This is a genomic window from Endozoicomonas sp. 8E, assembly GCF_032883915.1.
GTDB lineage: Bacteria > Pseudomonadota > Gammaproteobacteria > Pseudomonadales > Endozoicomonadaceae > Endozoicomonas_A.
In genome coordinates, this window is sequence record NZ_CP120717.1 from 4,237,758 (window position 1) to 4,256,028 (window position 18,271).

An 18,271-nucleotide genomic window follows, 5' to 3' on the forward strand; every position below is an offset into this window, starting at 1 on the left:
GAATCTACCAATAGAAAAACAACAATAAGTTAGCAACAGAGTTTGCACTGCTCAGTGCTGTCAGAACAGATCAGACATTATCTAAAAAACACCTGATGTATTTATCAACTTTGGGGTTTCTGAGCCTTGCTGAATCGATAAAAACCTGGTCATTTTTAAGCCCGTAAGCCACATATTTGAAAGCTTCAGGATACTCTGCAATTAAGTCAAGCATATACTCGCGATCATTTAACAAAATTTCACTGGCATATCGCAAGTAAAAAACACCCTGTTTAATTACACTATTAATAATGCTTTTATCCCTTCGAATTCTTTCACTGGCATACTCCAGAGCGCCCGGACTCTGTTTGATAGCAGCCTTAAAAACGTCATCATCATCCTGAAGTTTCGAGCTGGCGTCAATCAGACAACAGCCTCTCTGAGTAACTGCGGCTATGGCAACCTGTTTATCATTCCTCAGTTCTTGACTCGCATATTTCAGGTTAAATGGATGCCCTGTAACAGCTTCTAATACAAGCTCTTTATCACTTCGAATCCGTTGGCTGACATATTCCAGTCCATCCTTCACCAGGGCTTTCTTCACCGTTCCTTTGATATCCGAAAGCGACTGAGACGGTGGAACATCAAATGCCAGCGTATAATCCCGTGATGGTTTGATAATAAAGTATTGATCTCTCAAATGAGGATAAAAGTACTCAATCAGTCGTATAGAGTAATGGCGATTTGACAATAAAAAATGATGTAAGAGCTCCCTGCGGATATCCTCACTAATCTCAACACTCATTAAAATTTCCCTCAGACTATCCTCCGGTTTTTTCCTGGAATATACTAACGCCTGACACTCCCCTAACTGCTCAGCATAATAAACAAACTGTTGAAGGTGGTTGCTTAGTAACTGGCAGCATTCAGGAGCAAGAAGGCATAAACGCAGATAATACATTGTAAAAAGACAATATTGAAAAGTGAATCTATCGGCTTCTGTCATAGCATCGGAATTAAGGCGTTGTGCAAGCAAGTTAAAATCCCAATGATTTTCTGCAAATGTCTTTCTGTCACTAAAGAAAAAATCAAGTTCAGACATATCACTTAACACAATTATCAGTTTTTCAAAGTCATCCTGCATGGCTTTGCGTGATTTTATGCCGGAGTATTCGACGATAATTTCACCCGCCACGGCGTTACAACCCAGCTTCACGCTATCAGCCTCTTTACCCAGCTTGATCGTTTTCAGTAGCTGCACTAAAAACCACATACGTTTTAACTTACCGTGTTCATCACTGCCATCAGGGCTCCGAAACTGGTCAGAAAATTTCAGCCGCAAGGTTCGTCCTTTACCTCCCTCTGCGTTTTCAAGCAGCTCGACAAGGCTCATATGACTGCCAAGCTTCAGGTTAACAATCAGGGCATCATCCATACTGACGACAGTCCCCAGGAGCCCTGATTCTTCAATGGATACTTTGTCGGACGGCCTCAATAACGGCGTCTTTGCGGCCGGTGTCGTGCAATCAACATAAGTGATGTCATTTCTCGTAGATACTTCACCCTGGCCCGAAGCCAGAGTGACCGGTGCCAATGCCTCCACAAAACGCTGATGCAAGGCAAAAATCAGCTCATGGACACTTCGCACCTGCTCAGCCTCACCAGGGTTGAGTGCCTGAAGACAGGATTGCAGCTGATGACAGTCTGCCACCCACTGACGAAAGGTTACCGGGGATAACTTCTCTTCTTCGGCAGCTTGCATGGGAAGAGTGATACGCTCTAACCCGGATTGAATGGTCTGTTTCAGCATCTCGAACCGGTTGCTCAGCAGCGGTAATTCATGCCGCAATGACTCGACTCTGTCTGAACTTCTCTTAACAGCCAGTTGCAGGAATGCCCCGTACCCATCCAGCAGCGCTTCAGCCCCATGAACCAGACGACTTACGCTGTCACAGGTTTCTGCCAGTCGCTTTGATCGTTGTGGCGACATGCTCAGTTTTACCGGGTTTGCCAGACAATCCAGTCCGCCGCCGGAGGCAAAAAATGCCAACAGGCGGGCATTTTGATCCGTGAGCCATTGAAAACCTCTGGCGACCTGACGGCATGCGTCTTTAGGGAGGGACAAATCATCCCGTGAAGGGATGGCTTTTGCCGGTGGCACATCAGAACCAGCAGAGGATAGACTTCCATGACTCACCAGTTTCCCGGTCATGTCACCGGCAACAATAAAGGCACCGGGCTTACCGTTAAAGCGGGCACAGGCCAGCGTCGCCTGTTGGCCAACCTGAGCGGCCACGGCCTCAAACTGGTCACCAGCCAGCATCAGGGTTTTTCGTTGCTGCTTCATCAGGATCGCAACATGATCATTGAATCCTCCTGTGGCAGTAACAAAGCCTCCTGCCCGCTTCAGGAACCCGGGCTCAAGCATCCAGTCTTGAGCATGTCGGGCCACAACAATGACGCCCTCTGGCATGGAGCCTGCCGCTGATTCTTCAGCCAGCCAGAGTGGTCCGGTGCAATAGCCTTCGCTGACACCCTCGCCGATGGCCAGGGTCTTTTCGGGTATGGGCATGGCGAAATCCAGGCCACCGGAGAGTCGGGTGACAGGACGCACCTGCAACAGGAACAGGCGACCCTGATTGTTTATGGCAAACTCCACATCCACCGGGCAGAGCAACAGTTTTTCCAACTTAGTCACCATCTGCCTGAGGTCTGCAATCATGTCATCAGTGAGTTTTTGTTCAACGTCGTTTGATTGGGCATCGGCATCATCAATCCTTGTTTCCGAATAGCCGTTATTGTTTTTGCGCAGGATGTAATGACTCGAGATCGTCCCGGGAAAATATTGATAGCTGTCGGCTCCTTCCTTACGAAAAATATCAATACGGTGGGGCCTGTTACCGGACTGCCCGGCCACTACCCCTCTGGGTTGACCGCGTGTGTACTCAACCCTGACGGTATCATCATCAAAGGACTGAAAGCTCATGGCGACTCCGCCTTGCAGGCAGTCAATACACTCCTGGATAATCAGCGCCATGGGTTGCGGGATGCCTTCGGGACAGACTTCAGGCCGGTAAGCTGAGGCCATAACCTTAAGGCAGGTTCGCAAAATATCCTCATCTCCCTGAACTTCCGAGAGGTATTTGCCCGCCTGGGCATCGCCGTAGTTATCTTCATTGATGCCGGAACTGCGGACAATAAGCGGCCCTGATGTTGATAGTCCGTGATCCCTGATGTATCGGGCCGCTTTGGAATCTTTAACCTGCTCATAAAAGTCATCACTGGCAATAAAGTTCGCCAGACCCGCGAGCCAGTCATCTCTTCTGGCTTGCTCTGAAGGCAGCAAAGCATTGAGGCGTTCCCTGATGTTCGCCAGACTGATCTCCGCTTCCGGTTCATTGCCGATCCCGGGGAAACAGGGTTCCAGACGCTGGCTATCCAGAGGGTGTTGTTCCAGCGCGTTGGTGACCTGAGTTGTCACACACTGAAACGGTGGCACAGACAAACCGGCTGCTTTCATGCGCTGTAAAAACATTCCCTTGCCGCCAAGTAATTCCCGGTTGGCAGGAGAGAAATGAGCAGCCTGATCTGCGACAGGTGAGCGGCATTTACGCTTGGCTAGTGACCTTGTGTCGTGAACGCCAGTGGGTTCAGGATCACCAGGATACTTTTTGGCTGAACGATCAGCCTCAGTCTTATGATTGGGGACAATTGACAGACTTTGAAAATCTGATCTGCCAATTGTTGCAGGTGGTAAAGGTAACATAAAGGTATCTCTCTCACGTTAATATTCATCCATGAATCAACGACTGGTCATTACCTTTACATTTGACAATAATGTTTTTATAAAGTTCCTCCGTCAGCTTCCCACTATGAGTTCGCCAGGGCCAACTCCCGTTACCCGCGTTCAGTGACACTCCCGGCTCGAACAAAACGACACGATACATGGTAGAAAAATAACAACAACAGGGTTGGCACTGATCAACGTTGTCTGAATCGATCAGACCCTTTTTGCAGATTATCTGAGGAATTTATAAACCTGAGGGTTTCTTTGTTTTGCTGCATTGATAAAATCCGTATTATCTTTAAGCTCGGAAGCAGCATATTGGAATGCTTCAGGATACTTTGCAATTAAGTCAAGCATATACTCGCGATCATTTAACAAAGTTTCACTGGCATCTTGCAAGTAAAAAACGCCATGTTTAATCACACTATTAATAATGCTTTTATCCCTTCGGATTCTTTCACTGGCAAACTCCAGAGCGCCTGGATTCTGTTTGATAGCGGCTTTGATAACGTCATCATCATCCTGAAGTATCGAGTTGACGTCAAAAAGAAGACAGCCTCTCCGGGTGACTGCGGCTATGGCAACCTGTTTATCACCCCTCAGCTCCTGACTTGCATATTTCACGTCAAATGGATGCCCTGCCAGGGCTTCTAATACAAGCTCTTTATCACTTCGAATCCCTTGGCTGACATATTCCAGCCCACCCTTCACCAAGGCTTCCTTCAACGTTCCTTTGATATCCGACAGCGACTGAGACGGTGGAACATCAAAGGTCAGCGTGTAATCGCGTGATGGTTTGATAATAAAGTATTGACCTCTCAAATGAGGATAAAAGTACTCAACCAGTCCTATAGAGTAATGGCGTTCTGATAATAAAAAATGATGCAAGAGCTCCCTGCGGATATCCTCACTAATCTCAACACTCATTAAAATTTCCCTCAGACTGTCCTCCGGTTTTTTCTCGGAATATACCAACGCGCAACACTTCCCCAACTGCTCAGCATAATAAACAAACTGTTGAAGGTGGTTGCTTAACAACTGGCAACATTCGGAATTCATACGGCAGAAATCCCTCAGATAATACATTGTAAAAAGACAATATTGAAAAGTGAATCTGTCGGCTTCTGTCATAACATCGGGATTAAGGCGTTGCGCTAGCAAGCTAAAGTCCCAATGATCTTCTGCAAATGTTTGTCTATCCCTGAAGAAAAAATCAAGCTCAGCCATACCATTTAACACAATCATCAGTTTTTCAAAGGCATCCTGCATGGCTTTACGTGATTTCATGCCGGAATATTCGACGATAATTTCACCCGCCACGGCGTTACAACCCAGCTTCATGCTATCAGCCTCTTCACCCAGGTTGATCACTTTCAGTAGCTGCACTAAAAACCACATACGCTTTAACTTACCTTGCTCACCGCTACCATCAGGGCTCCGAAACAGGTCAGAAAATTTCAGCCGCAAGGTTCGTCCCTTACCCCCCTCTGTGTGTTCAAGCAGTTCGACAAGGCTCATATGACTTCCAAGCTTCAGGTTAACAATCAAGGCATCATCCATACTGACGACAGTTCCTGAAAGCTCTAAACCTTCTATGTATTCTTTGCCGGACGGCCTCAATAACGGTGCCTCTGCACCCGGTGTCGTGCAATCGACAAAGATGATGTCATCTACCGTAGATACCTCACCCTGACCCGAAGCCAGAGTGACCGGTGCCAATGCCTCCACAAAGCGCTGATGCAAGGCAAAAATCAGCTCATGGACACTTCGCACCTGCTCAGCCTCACCAGGGTTGAGTGCTTGAAGACAGGATTGCAGCTGATGACAGTCTGCCACCCACTGAGGAAAGGTTACCGGGGATAACTTCTCTTCTTCGGCAGCTTGCATGGGAAGAGCGATACGCTCTAACCCGGATTGAATGGTCTGTTTCAGCATCCCGAACCGGTCGATCAGTTGCGGTAATTCATGCCGCAATGACTCGACTTTGTCTGAACTTCTCTTAACAGCCAGTTGCAGGAATGCCCCGTACCCATCCAGCAGTGCTTGAGCCCCATAAACCAGACGACTCACGCTGTCACAGGTCTCTGCCAGCCGCTTTGATCGTTGTGGTGACATGCTCATTTTTACCGAGTTTGCCAGACAATCCAGCCCACCGCCGGAGGCAAAAAATGCCAACAGCCGGGCATTTTGATCGCTGAGCCATTGAAAACCGCTGGTGACCTGACGTGATGCATCTTCAGAGAGAGACAAATCATCCCATGACGGGACGGCTTTTCTTGAAGGCACATCAGAAACAGCAGAGGATAGACTTCCATGACTCACCAGTTTCCCGGTCATGTCACCGGCAACAATGAAGGCACCGGGCTTACCATTGAAGCGGGCACAGGACAGCGTCGCCTGTTGGCCAACCTGAGCGACCACTGTCGTAAACTGGTCACCGACCAGCATCAGGGTTTTTCGTTGCTGCTTCATCAGGATCGCTACATGATCATTGAATCCTCCTGTGGCAGTAACAAAGCCTCCTGCCCGCTTCAGGAACCCGGGCTCAAGCATCCAGTCTTTGGCGTGTCGGGACACGACAATGGCTCCCTCTGGCATGGAGTCTGCCGCTGATTCTTCAGCCAGCCAGAGTGGTCCGGTGCAATAGCCTTCGCTGACACCCTCGCCGATGGCCAAAGTCTCTTCGGGTATGGACATGGCGAAATCCAGGCCGCCAGAGAGTCGGGTGACAGGACGCACCTGCAACAGAAACAGGCGACCCTGATTGTCTATGGCAAACTCCACATCCACTGGGCACAGCAAAAGTTTTTCCAGCTCTGTCACCATCTGCCTGAGGTCTGCAACCATGTCATCAGTGAGTTGTTGCTCAACGTCGTTCGATTGGGCATCGGCATCATCCATTCTTGTTTCCGAATAGCCGTTATTGTTTTTGCGCAGGATATAACGACTCGAGATCGTCCCGGGAAAGAATCGAAAGCTGTTAGTTTCTTCTTCACTATCCCCGCGATAAATATCGATGCGGTGGGGCCTGTTACCGGACTGCCCTGCCACTACGCCTCTGGGCTGACCCATTGTGTACTCAACCCTTACGGTACCATCCTCAAAGGATTGAAAGCTCATGGCGACCCCGCCGTATTGGCAGTCAATGCATTGTTGGATGACCAGTGCCATCGGGGATGATATGCCTTCGGAACAGACTTCAGGTCGGTAAGCTGAAGCCATAACCCTGAGGCAGGTACGCAAAACATCCTCATCTCCCTGAACTTCCGAGAGGTATTTGCCCGCCTGGGCGTCGCCGTAGTTATCTTCATTAATACCGGAACTGCGGACAATAACGGGCTGTGATTTGGAGGATCGGTCCAACTGTCGGCGCAGCCCCTTGATGTGTTGGGCCGCTTCAGAATCTTTAACCTGCTGGTAATAGTCATCACTGACAATAAATTGCACCAGACCCGCCAGCCAGTCATCCCTTTTGGTTTGCTCTGAGGGCAACAGGGTATTGAGGTATTCCCGGATGATCTTCAAGCTGGTCTCCGTCGCCGGTTCATAAACAAAGCCGGGGAAATAGCGCTCTAAAAGATGGCTATCGAGAGGGTGTTGTTCAAGCGCATTCATGACTTGGGCGGTGACACATTCGAAGAGCGGAACAGACAGACCGGCTTCTTTCATGCGCAACAAAAACATCCCCTTGCCCCCGAGTTGTTCCCGTTTGGAGGGAGAATAGCCAGCAGCCTGATCTGAAGCAGGAGAACGGCAGGTGCGCCTGGCAAGCGACCTTGGATCGCGAACGCCACTGGGATCAAGATCACTGAAATATCTTTCCAGTGATCTGTTGACCTCAGTATTCTGATTGGGAACGGTTGCCACGCTTTGAGAATTTGAAATGCCAAAATTAGTTGCAGGTAACATCAAGATATCCCTTTCATGTTATGTATTCATTTCGCACCCTTTGACTGGCACCCGGATCGAAGGCGCCAGACTCATCGTTAAAACAGGGGCCGACCAGCGTCATCGGCCAGCATCAAAATTTTTCCTTTCTCTTTCATAAGGATCGCTACAGTGTCAGTGATGAGATCTGCTTTGGCCAAGCCCCCTGCCCGTTCCAGGAACTCAGGCTCAAACATCCATTCTTCAATGTATGGGGCCGAGACAATGGGACCATCTGGCATAGATTCTGCCTCCCATTCTTTGGCCAACCAGATTGGTCTGGTGCACAAGCCTTCGCTGCCCTCCTCGCCGATGGCCAGGGTCGCTTCGGAATGTTTAACCTGTACGTAATGGTCATCACTGGCAACAGGTGGTGTCAGCCCCTGGATATTGAGCTTGGCCTGGATATTGCGCTTGGATAGTGGTGTTGCTTCGGGAACACCAGTGGCTTTAAGATCGCCGAAATGCCTTTTCTGTGAACTATCAGCCCCGGTATTCTGATCGGGGACAGTAGCCAGACTTTCAGAATCTGATCTGACAATGTTTGCAGGTGGTAAAGTGAACATAAAGACATCCCTCTCACGTTAATATTCATCCATGACTCAATGGCGAGCCTTTATTTCCATCGAACTTTCTAACTCCCTACTGCGCTGAAGATTTGAGCCTTAATCCTGCGTTGGCGATCATCGCCTTGCCTTAAGGCTCAAATCTCCATGCTCATCACGGGCGTCAGAAAGCACGATTGGCATTACTTTGACAATCATGTTTTTATAAAGTTCCCCCGACAGCTTCAGGGACGCACCAGGAAAAACGATAATGGGCTGAAGGTCAGCGTTGTCAGAATAGATCAGACCTTATTCGCAAATTCACCGATCAAATAAAAACCAGTATTCTTTTCGCACCCTTTGACTGGCGTGTTCAATCTCATGCTTCAGCAAGGCTTTTTCGACTTTTCCTCTATGATGCCGCCAAAGCGGCTGATCCGGTGAAACAGCAAACCTCAGCTCGTAACCTTGTGATGGTTCGACAACAAAGTATTTATCTCTCAAATGGGGATACACATCCTCAGTCAATTGACTGGCGATGTGGGGCTTAAACAATAAAAGATGATGAAAGAGTTTCCTGCGCGTGTCATCAGCAATCTTATCATTCATTAAAATTTCCCGAAGATGGCGCACTGGTTTACTCTTGTGCTCTGCCAACCGGCGAGCTTGATCAATAAACTGTTGGTATGGGTTGGTTAATAATCGGTAGCAATCTTCAGTGATGTAATTTCGTTTACCATGAACCAGTACGAAGAGGCATTGTTGAAAGGCGAATCTATCAGCTTCTGTCGTAACATCGCCATTAAGGCGTTGTTCAAGCAAGTTAAAGTTCCACTGATCTCCTTCAAAAATGACTTTTCCATTTAAATATAAATCCAGATTACCAATTACCTTTAATACCGTTATCAGTTCTACAATGATATCCTGCATGGTTTTAACCAGTGGCATTCGGGCGCATTCGACAATAATTTCTCCCACTACGGCGTTGCAGCTCAGCTTCATACCATCAGCATTTTTATCCAGTTCAATCGCTTTCAGTAACCGCGCCAGAAACCACATACGTTTTAACTTCCCAGGTGTATCACTGCCATCAGGGTTATAAAATTTGTCAGAAAATTTTAGCCGCAAGGTTCGACCTTTTCCCCCCTCTGCATGCTCGAGCAGCTCGATAACAGTCTTATGATCACCAAGCTTCAGGGTAACAATAAAGGCATCATCCATACTGACGACAGTCGCTTTACAATGTAACTTATTGATGGATGCAACGGTCGGGCTCAATAGCGGAGCCTCTTCACCCCGGGTCGTGCAATCAGCATAGGTGATGTCATTTATTGTGGATAGCCTGCCCTGACCCGAGTCCAGAGTAACCTGTCCCAACGCCATTACGAAGCGCTGATGCACGGCAAAAATCAGCTCATGGACACTTCGCACCTGCTCAGCGCTTTTAGGGTTGAGTGCCTGAAGACAGGATTGTAGCTGATGACAGTCTGCCAGCCACTGATGAAATATTCCCGGGGATAGCTGCCCTTTGTCGGAGGCTTGCATCGGAAGAATGATACGCTTCAACCCGGATTGAATGGTCTTTTTCAGCTTCTCGAACCGGTTGATCAGATGCGGTAATTCATGCCGCAATGACTCGACCCTGTCTGAACTTTTCTTAACAGCCAGTTGCAGGAATGCCCCGTACCCATCCAGCAGCGCTTGAGCCCCATAAACCAGACGACTTACGCTGTCACAAGTCTCTGCCAGTCGCTTTGATCGTTGTGGCGATATGCTCAGTTTTACCGGGTTTGCCAGACAATCCAGTCCACCGTCGGAGGCAAAAAATGCCAACAGGCGGGCATTTTGATCCGTGAGCCATTGAAAACCGCTGGCGACCTGACGTAATGCGTCTTCAGAGAAGGACAAATCATCCCATGACGGGACGGCGTTTGCTGAAGGCAAATCAGCAACAGCCGAGGATAGACTTCCATGACTCACCAATTTCCCGGTCATGTCACCGGCAACAATAAAGGCACCGGGCTTACCGTTAAAGCGGGCACAGGCCAGCGTCGCCTGTTGGCCAACCTGAGCGGTCACGGCCTCAAACTGGTCACCGGCCAGCATCAGGGTTTTGCGTTGCTGTTTCATCAGGATCGCTACATGATCATTGAATCCTCCTGTGGCAGTAACAAAGCCTCCTGCCCGCTTCAGAAACCCGGGCTCAAGCATCCAGTCTTGAGCGTGTCGGGCCACGACAATGGCTCCCTCTGGCATGGAGCCTGCCGCTGATTCTTCAGCCAGCCAGAGTGGTCCGGTGCAATAGCCTTCGCTAACACCCTCGCCGATGGCCAGGGTCTCTTCGGGTATGGGCATGGCGAAATCCAGGCCCCCGGAGAGTCGGGTGACAGGACGCACCTGCAACAGGAACAGGCGACCCTGATGATCGATGGCAAACTCCACATCCACGGGGCAGAGCAACAGCTTTTCCAGCTTTGTCACCATCGCCCTGAGGTCTGCAATCATGCCATCAGTGAGTTTTTGTTCAACGTCGTTTGATTGGGCATCGGCATCATCAATCCTTGTCTCTGAATAGCCGTTATTGTTTTTGCGCAGGATGTAATGACTCGATATCGTCCCGGGAAAGTATTGATAGCTGTCGGCTCCTTCCTTACGAAAAATATCAATACGGTGGGGTATGTTACCGGACTGCCCGGCCACTACCCCTCTGGGCTGACCGCGTGTGTACTCAACCCTGACGGTATCATCATCAAAGGATTGAAAACTCATGGCGACTCCACCGTGCAGGCAGTGAATACACTCCTGGATAATCAGCGCCATAGGTTGTGGTACGCCTTCGGAACAGACTTCAGGCCGGTAAGCTGAGGCCATAACCTTAAGGCAGGTTCGCAAAATATCCTCATCTCCCTGAACTACCGAAAGGTATTTGCCCGCCTGGGCATCGCCGTAGTTATCTTCATTAATGCCGGAACTGCGGACAATAAGCGGCCCTGATGTTGATAGTCCGTGATCCCTGATGTGTCGGGCCGCTTCTGAATCGTTAACCTGCTCATAAAAGTCATCACTGGCAATAAAGTTCGCAAGACCCGCCAGCCAGCTATCTCTTCTGGTTTGCTCTGAAGGCAGCAAAGTATTGAGGCGTTCCCTGATGTTTGCCAGACTGATCTCCGCTTCCGGTTCATCGCCGATCCCGGGGAAACAGGATTCCAGACGTTGGCTATCCAGAGGGTGTTGTTCCAGCGCATTGGTGACCTGAGTTGTCACACACTGAAACGGTGGCACAGACAAACCGGCTGCTTTCATGCGCTGCAAAAACATTCCCTTGCCGCCAAGTTGTGCCCGGTTGGCAGGAGAACAATGAGCAGCCTGATCTGCAATAGATAAGCGGCACATGCGCTTGGCTAGTGGCGCTGCGTCGGGAACGCCAATGGGTTCAGGGTCACCAAGACATCTTTTGGCTGAACGATCAACCCCAGTCTTCTGATCGGGGAGAGGTGCCAGGCTTTGAGAATCTGATCTGCCAATTTTTGCTGGTGGTAAAGGTAACATAAAGATATCCTTCTCACGTTAATATTCATCCATGAAAACGACTAGTCATTACCTTCAGTTTGACCATGATATTTTTATAAAGTTCCCCCGTCAGCTTCAGGCACACAGTAGAAAAATAACAACAACGGGGTTGACACTGGTCAACGTTGCCTGAATCGATCAGAGCTTATGCGCAGATTATCTGAGGTATTTACTAACTTCGGGGTTTCTTTGTTTTGCTGCATTGATAAAATCCGTATTATCTTTAAGCTCGGAAGCAGCATAACTGTAAGCTTGAGGATTTGTTTCAATTAAGTCGAGCATACACTCGCGATCCTTCAAAAACTTTGCACTGGCCGCTGGTAAGTAAAAAATGCTTTCAGCAATAGCCATTCGAATAATGTTTATATCACTTCGGAGTCTTTCACTTGCATCTCCCAGAACTATGGGAGCCTTTGTGACAGCGGCCATGACGACATCGCGATCATTTCTCAGCCCCTCACTCAAATCTTGCAGTTCAGTGGGATATTCTGAAATGACGGATAATACAAAGTCTCTATCATCCCGAACCCTTTGGCTGGCATATTTCAGTCCATGCTCGCGCAGTGCACTCGTGATCTTTTCTTTACAATCCTCAAGCGGCTGGCCCGGTGGTACATAAAACTCTAATCTGTAATTGCAAGATGGATTGATAACAAAAAATTGATATCCCATATCATACACTTGCTCAATCAATCTAATAGCGCTTACGGGATTAAGTAATAAAAAATGGTGTAAAAGTTCCCTGCGGATGTCCTCACTCATCTCATCACTCATTAAAATTTCCCGCGCACTTTCTTCCGGTTTTTCCCGACAACCCAATGACTGATGATGGATACATAACCGATGAGCATAATGAATAAAATGTTGATGATGTTTGCTCAATAACCGACGGCAAGGGGCAATACGGAGCCACTCATTTTCATTCAGATGAGACATTAAGAAAAGACAACGTTGAAAGGCGAACCTGTCCGCCTCTGTCGCAATACCACGATCAAGGCGATGTGCAAGCAAGTCAGAGTCCCACTGATCTCCTTCAAAAATCGGCATGTACATCAACTTAACACCCACACTTAGCAAAGCTTTTAACACAATGATGAGTTTTTCAAAGGCATCCTGCATGGATTCAGGTAATATCATTCCGGGGCATTCGACGATCATTTCACCCGTTACGTCGTTATAGCTCAGCTTCATGCTATGAGCATTTTCATCCAGTTCGATCTCCTTCAATAATTGCCCCAGAAACCACATAAGCTTCAGCTTGTGAGGTTTATCGTCTTCATGAAAACAAACAAATTCATCAGAAAACGTCAGTCGCAAGGTTCGTCCTTTGCCCCCCTCTGCGCGTTCAAGCAGCTCGATAAGGCTCACATAAAAGTCAATCTTCAGGTTAACAATCACGGCTTCATCCATACTGATAACAGTCCCTGAGCCCCCTGATGCTAAGATTGATTTTATGCAGGACCGTCTCAGTATTGGCGCTTTCTCATCCAGCCTGTCCGGAGTCGTGCAATCAATATAGGTAACGTGATCTTTCCTGAAAAGCCTGCCCTGGCCGGAAGCCTCAGTGACCGGTGCCAATGCCTTTACAAAACGCTGATGCAGAGCAAAAATCAGCTCATGAACACTTCCCACCTGCTCGGCATCATCAGGATTGAGTGCCTGAAGACAGGATTGTAGCTGGCGACAGTCTGCCTCCCACTGATGAAATATTCCCGGGGATAGCTGCCCTTTTTCGGCGGCTTGCATGGGAAGAGTGATACTCTCTAACCCAGATCGAATGGTCTGTTTCAACCTATTGAACCGGTTGATCAGTTGCGGTACTTCATGCCGCAATGAGTTGACCTTGCGTGAACTATCACCAGCCAGTTGCAAGAATGCCTGGTACCCATCCAGCAGTGCCTGAGCTCCATGAACCAGCCGATTTACGCTATCTCTGGTCTCTGTCAGTAGCTCTGATCGTTGCGGTGACATGCTCAGTTTCAGAGGGTTTGTCAGACCGTGCAGTCCACCGCCGGAGGCAAAAAACGCCGACAGGCGGGCATTTTGATCCGTGAGCCATCGAAAACCGCTGGCGACCTCAAGGAATCTGCCTTCAGGGAGAGACAAATCATCCCGTGACGGGACAGTTTTTGCTAACGGTGCATCAGAAGCCAGCGTCACCTGCAAGCCATCATCGGCGTCCATGGCGAAATCCCTGGTGTCAGAATCCATAGCGCCAGAGAGCCGGTTGGCAGGAGAACAATGAGCAGCCTGATCTTCAAGAGATAAGCGGCACACGCGCTTGGATAGTGGCGTTGTGTCGGGAACGCCAATGGGTTCAGGATCACCAAAATACCTTTTGTTTGAACGATCAGCCCCAGCCTTCTGATCGGGGAGAGTTGCCAGGCTTTGAGAATCTGATCTGCCAATTTTTTCTGGTGGTAAAGGTAACACAAAGATATCCCTCTCAAGTTAATATTCATCCACGATTCAACGACGAGTCATTACCTTTACATCTGACAATAATGTTTTTATAAAGTTCCCCCGTCAGCTTCAGACACGTAGTAGAAAAAACAACAACAGGCTGGCAAAAGGATTTTCACTGGTCAACCTTGTCTGAACCGATCAGGCCTTATTCGCAGATTATCTGAGGTATTTACGAAGCTCGGGGTTTCTTTGTTTTGCGGCGTTGATAAATTTTTTATCATCTTTAAGCTTTACAGCAGCATAATGGAAAGCTTGAGGATTTTTTGCAATTAAGTCGAGCATACACTCGCGATCACTCAAAACCTTTTCGCTGGCAAATGATAAGGGATAAGTACTCTCAGCAATAGCCATTCGAATAATGTTTTTATCGTTTCGGAGTCTTTCACTGGCATAATTCAGAGCTAAGGGATTCTTTTCGACAGCGGCCATGACGACATCGCTATCATTCCTGAGCGCCTCACTCAAATATTGCAGTTGTTTGGGATGTTTTGAAATGGCGGGTAATACAAAGTCTCTGTCATTCCGAACCTGTTGGCTGGCATATTCCAAACCATGGGTCAGCACGGCATTCCTGACCTTTTCTTTATGATCCCCGGACAGTGGGTCAGGTGGCGCATAAAATTCCAATCTGTAACCGTAAGATGGCTTGATAACAAAGTATTGATCTCCCAGATCATACAGTTGTTCAACCAATCGGGTAGCGCTTTTGGGATCGAATAATAAAAAATGATGTAAGAGTTCCTTGCGGGTGTCCGCACTCATCTCATCACTCATTAAGATTTCCCGCAGACTCTCTTTCGGTTTGTTCTTAAGCAATAACGACCACTGACACACACCCAACCGGCGGGCATGGTGAGCAAACTGTTGCTGGTGTTTGCTTAATAGCCAGCAGAAAGCGGCCGTCGAGTATCGACCACCCGCAATCCGATAAAACATGACAAAAAGGCAATGTTGGAAGGCGAATCTATCCGCTCCTGTGGCAACATCACGTTCAAGGTGTTGTGCAAGCAGGTTAAAGTCCCACTGACCTCCTTCAAAAATGGGACTGCACTTCAAATGCAGATCCAGATCAGACATAGCAGGTAAGACAGTGATCAGTTTTTCAAAGGCATCCTGCATAGCTGGACGTGTTGTCATTCGGGAACATTCGACGATAATTTCACCCGCTACGGCGTTATAACTTAGCTTCATGTTATCAGGATTATCAGCCAGTTTGATCTCTCTCAGTAGTTGCGCGAGAAACCACATACGCATTAACTTGCCGGATTTATCAGCGTAATCAGTGCTATCAAACTGGTCAGAAAATGTCAGCCGCAGGGTGCGTCCTTTCCCCCCCTCAGCACGTTCAAGCAGTTCGATAAGGCCCACATGACTGCCAAGATCCAGGTTAACAATCAAGGCTTCATCCATGCTGATAACTGTCCCTGAAAGCCCTGACTCTTCCATGAATGCTCTGCTGGACTGCTTCAATAGCGGCACCTCTCCACCCGGGGTCGTGCAATCGACATAGGTGATTTTCCTTTTTATGGACAGGCTGTCCTGACCCCAGGCCAGAGTGACCGGCGCCAGCGCTTTCACGAAGCGCTGATGCAGGGCAAAAATCAGCTCATGGACACTCCGAACCTGCTCAGCCTCAACAGGGTTAAGTGCTTGAAGGCAAGATTGTAGCTGATAACAGTCTGCTAGCCAGTGACGAAACATTACCGGGGATACCTTCCCTTTTTCAACGGCTTGCATGGGAAGAATGATACGCTTTAGCCCGTATTGAATGGTCTTTTTCAACAGCTCGAACCGGTTGATCAGTTGCAGCATTTCTTGCCGCAATGACTTGACCCTGTGTGAACCCCTCTTGCCAGCCAGTTGCAGGAATGCCCCGTACCCATCCAGCAGAGCTTGAGCCCCATCAACCAGACGATTTACGCTGTCGCAGGTCTCTGCCAGTCGCTCTGATCGTTGTGGCGACATACTCAGTTTTACCGGATTTGCCAGACAATCCAGTCCGCCGCCGGAGGCAAAAAATGCCAACAGCCGGGCATTTTGATCCGTGAGCCATTGAAAACCACTGGCGACCGAAAGAAATGTGTCTTCAGAGGGGAACAAATCATCCCGTAACGGAACGGCTTTTACTGGCAGCACATCAGATAGACAACCGTGACTCAACAGTTTCCCGGTCATGTCACCGGCCACAATAAAGGCACCGGGCTTACCGTTAAAGCGGGCGCAGGCCAGCGTCATCTTTTGTCCAACACGGGCGGTCAAGGTCGCAAACTGGTCACCGGCCAGCATCAGGGTTTTTCGTTGCTGTTTCATCAGGATCGCTACATGATCATTGAATCCTCCTGTGGCAGTAACAAAGCCTCCTGCCCGCTTCAGGAACCCGGGCTCAAGCATCCAGTCTTTAGCGTGTTGAGCCACGACAATGGCTCCCTCTGGCATAGAGTCTGCTGCCTGTTCTTCAGCCAGCCAGAGTGGTCCGGTGCAATAGCCTTCGCTGACACCCTCGCCGATGGCCAGGGTCTCTTCGGGTATGGGCATGGCGAAATCCAGGCCGCCGGAGAGTCGGGTGACAGGGCGTACCTGCAACAGGAACAGGCGACCCTGATGGTCTATGGCAAACTCCACATCCACCGGGCAGAGCAACAGCTTTTCCAGCTCTGTCACCATCTGCCTGAGGTCTGCAACCATGTCATCAGTGAGTTGTTGTGCAACGTCGTTTGATTGGGCATCGGCATCATCAATCCTTGTTTCCGAATAGCCGTTATTGTTTTTGCGCAGGATATAATGACTCGAGATCGTCCCGGGAAAATATTGATAGCTGTCAGCTCCTTCATTACGAAAAATATCAATACGGTGGGGTGTGTTACCGGACTGCCCGGCCACTACCCCTCTGGGCTGACCGCGTGTGTACTCAACCCTGACGGTATCATCGTCAAAGGATTGAAAGCTCATGGCGACCCCGCCGTGCAGGCAGTCAATACACTCCTGGATAATCAGCGCCATAGGTTGCGGTATATCTTCGGAACAGACTTCAGGCCGGTAAGCCGAGGCCATAACCTTAAGACAGGTTCGCAAAATATCCTCATCTCCCTGAACTTCCGAGAGGTATTTGCCCGCCTGGGCATCGCCGTAGTTATCTTCATTGATGCCGGAACTGCGGACAATAAGCGGCCCTGATGTTGATAGTCCGTGATCCCTGATGTGTCGGGCCGCTTCGGAATCTTTAACCTGCTCATAAAAGTCATCACTGGCAATAAATTTCGCCAGACCGTCCAGCCAGCTATCTTTTCTGCTTTGCTCTGAAGGTAGCAAAGTATTGAAGCGTTCCCTGATGTTCGCCAGACTGATCTCTGCCTCCGGTTCATCGCCGATCCCGGGGAAACAGGATTCCAGCCGTTGGCTATCGAGAGGGTGTTGTTCCAGCGCATTGGTGATCTGAGTTGTCACACACTGAAACGGTGGCACAGACAAACCGGCTGCTTTCATGCGCTGCAGAAACATTCCCTTGCCCCCATGTAATTCCCGGTTGGCAGGAGAACAATTAGCAGCCAGATCTGGAACAGGTGAGCGGCATTTGCGCCTGGCTAGCGACCTTGGTTCGAGAATGCCAGTGTGAACTAAATCACCGAAATACCTTCTGTGTGAACTATCAGTCTCAGTATTATGATCGGGAACAATTGTCAGGCTTTGAGAATCTGATCTGTCAATTTTTGCAGCGGGCGAAGGTAACATAAAGATATCCATTTCACGTTAATATTCATCCATAATTCAACGGCGAGTCATTACCTTCAGTTTGACCATGATGTTTTTATAAAGTTCATTCTTCAGGCTGATTCTCCCAATAGAATTTGACGAACAAAAGCGGATTTTCAGACCAATTTGCTGCCGCCGCACGACTGCATGGATGCAGGAGCTAGAGCAACGCAGGAGCAGTTGCCGACGACTGCATGGATGCAGGAGCCAGAGCAACGCAGGAGCAGTTGCCGACGACTGCATGGAT

6 protein-coding genes are annotated in these 18,271 nt (G+C 48.9%); all 6 read right to left on the reverse strand.

Going from position 1 to position 18,271, the window contains the following annotated elements:
- Positions 1-70: 70 nt before the first annotated feature.
- A complete protein-coding gene (locus P6910_RS13900; protein WP_317141888.1) occupies positions 71-3,745 on the reverse strand; it encodes a DUF4116 domain-containing protein in 3,675 nt (1,224 codons plus the stop codon).
- 252 nt (positions 3,746-3,997) lie between these two features.
- Positions 3,998-7,675, reverse strand: a complete 3,678-nt coding sequence (locus tag P6910_RS13905) for a DUF4116 domain-containing protein (protein WP_317141889.1) — start codon at positions 7,673-7,675, stop codon at positions 3,998-4,000.
- A 77-nt stretch (positions 7,676-7,752) separates the two neighbouring features.
- On the reverse strand, positions 7,753-8,259 hold the full coding sequence (locus P6910_RS13910) for a hypothetical protein (protein WP_317141890.1): 507 nt from the start codon (positions 8,257-8,259) through the stop codon (positions 7,753-7,755).
- Positions 8,260-8,559: 300 nt separating this feature from the next.
- Entirely contained in the window at positions 8,560-11,787 is a 3,228-nt protein-coding gene (locus P6910_RS13915) for a PEP/pyruvate-binding domain-containing protein (RefSeq protein ID WP_317141891.1), read from the reverse strand.
- A 177-nt stretch (positions 11,788-11,964) separates the two neighbouring features.
- On the reverse strand, positions 11,965-14,241 hold the full coding sequence (locus P6910_RS13920) for a DUF4116 domain-containing protein (protein ID WP_317141892.1): 2,277 nt from the start codon (positions 14,239-14,241) through the stop codon (positions 11,965-11,967).
- A 189-nt stretch (positions 14,242-14,430) separates the two neighbouring features.
- Positions 14,431-18,003 carry a DUF4116 domain-containing protein gene (locus P6910_RS13925; protein WP_317141893.1) on the reverse strand — a complete coding sequence of 1,191 codons (3,573 nt, stop codon included), beginning with the start codon at positions 18,001-18,003 and terminating at the stop codon, positions 14,431-14,433.
- Positions 18,004-18,271: the final 268 nt, after the last annotated feature.

Excerpts from the sequence above, each read along its gene's own strand:
- P6910_RS13925 (WP_317141893.1), bottom strand. The coding sequence starts at position 18,003 with ATGTTACCTTCGCCCGCTGCAAAAATTGACAGATCAGATTCTCAAAGC.
- P6910_RS13910 (WP_317141890.1), bottom strand. The coding sequence starts at position 8,259 with ATGTTCACTTTACCACCTGCAAACATTGTCAGATCAGATTCTGAAAGT.
- P6910_RS13900 (WP_317141888.1), bottom strand. The coding sequence starts at position 3,745 with ATGTTACCTTTACCACCTGCAACAATTGGCAGATCAGATTTTCAAAGT.
- P6910_RS13905 (WP_317141889.1), bottom strand. The coding sequence starts at position 7,675 with ATGTTACCTGCAACTAATTTTGGCATTTCAAATTCTCAAAGCGTGGCA.
- P6910_RS13915 (WP_317141891.1), bottom strand. The coding sequence starts at position 11,787 with ATGTTACCTTTACCACCAGCAAAAATTGGCAGATCAGATTCTCAAAGC.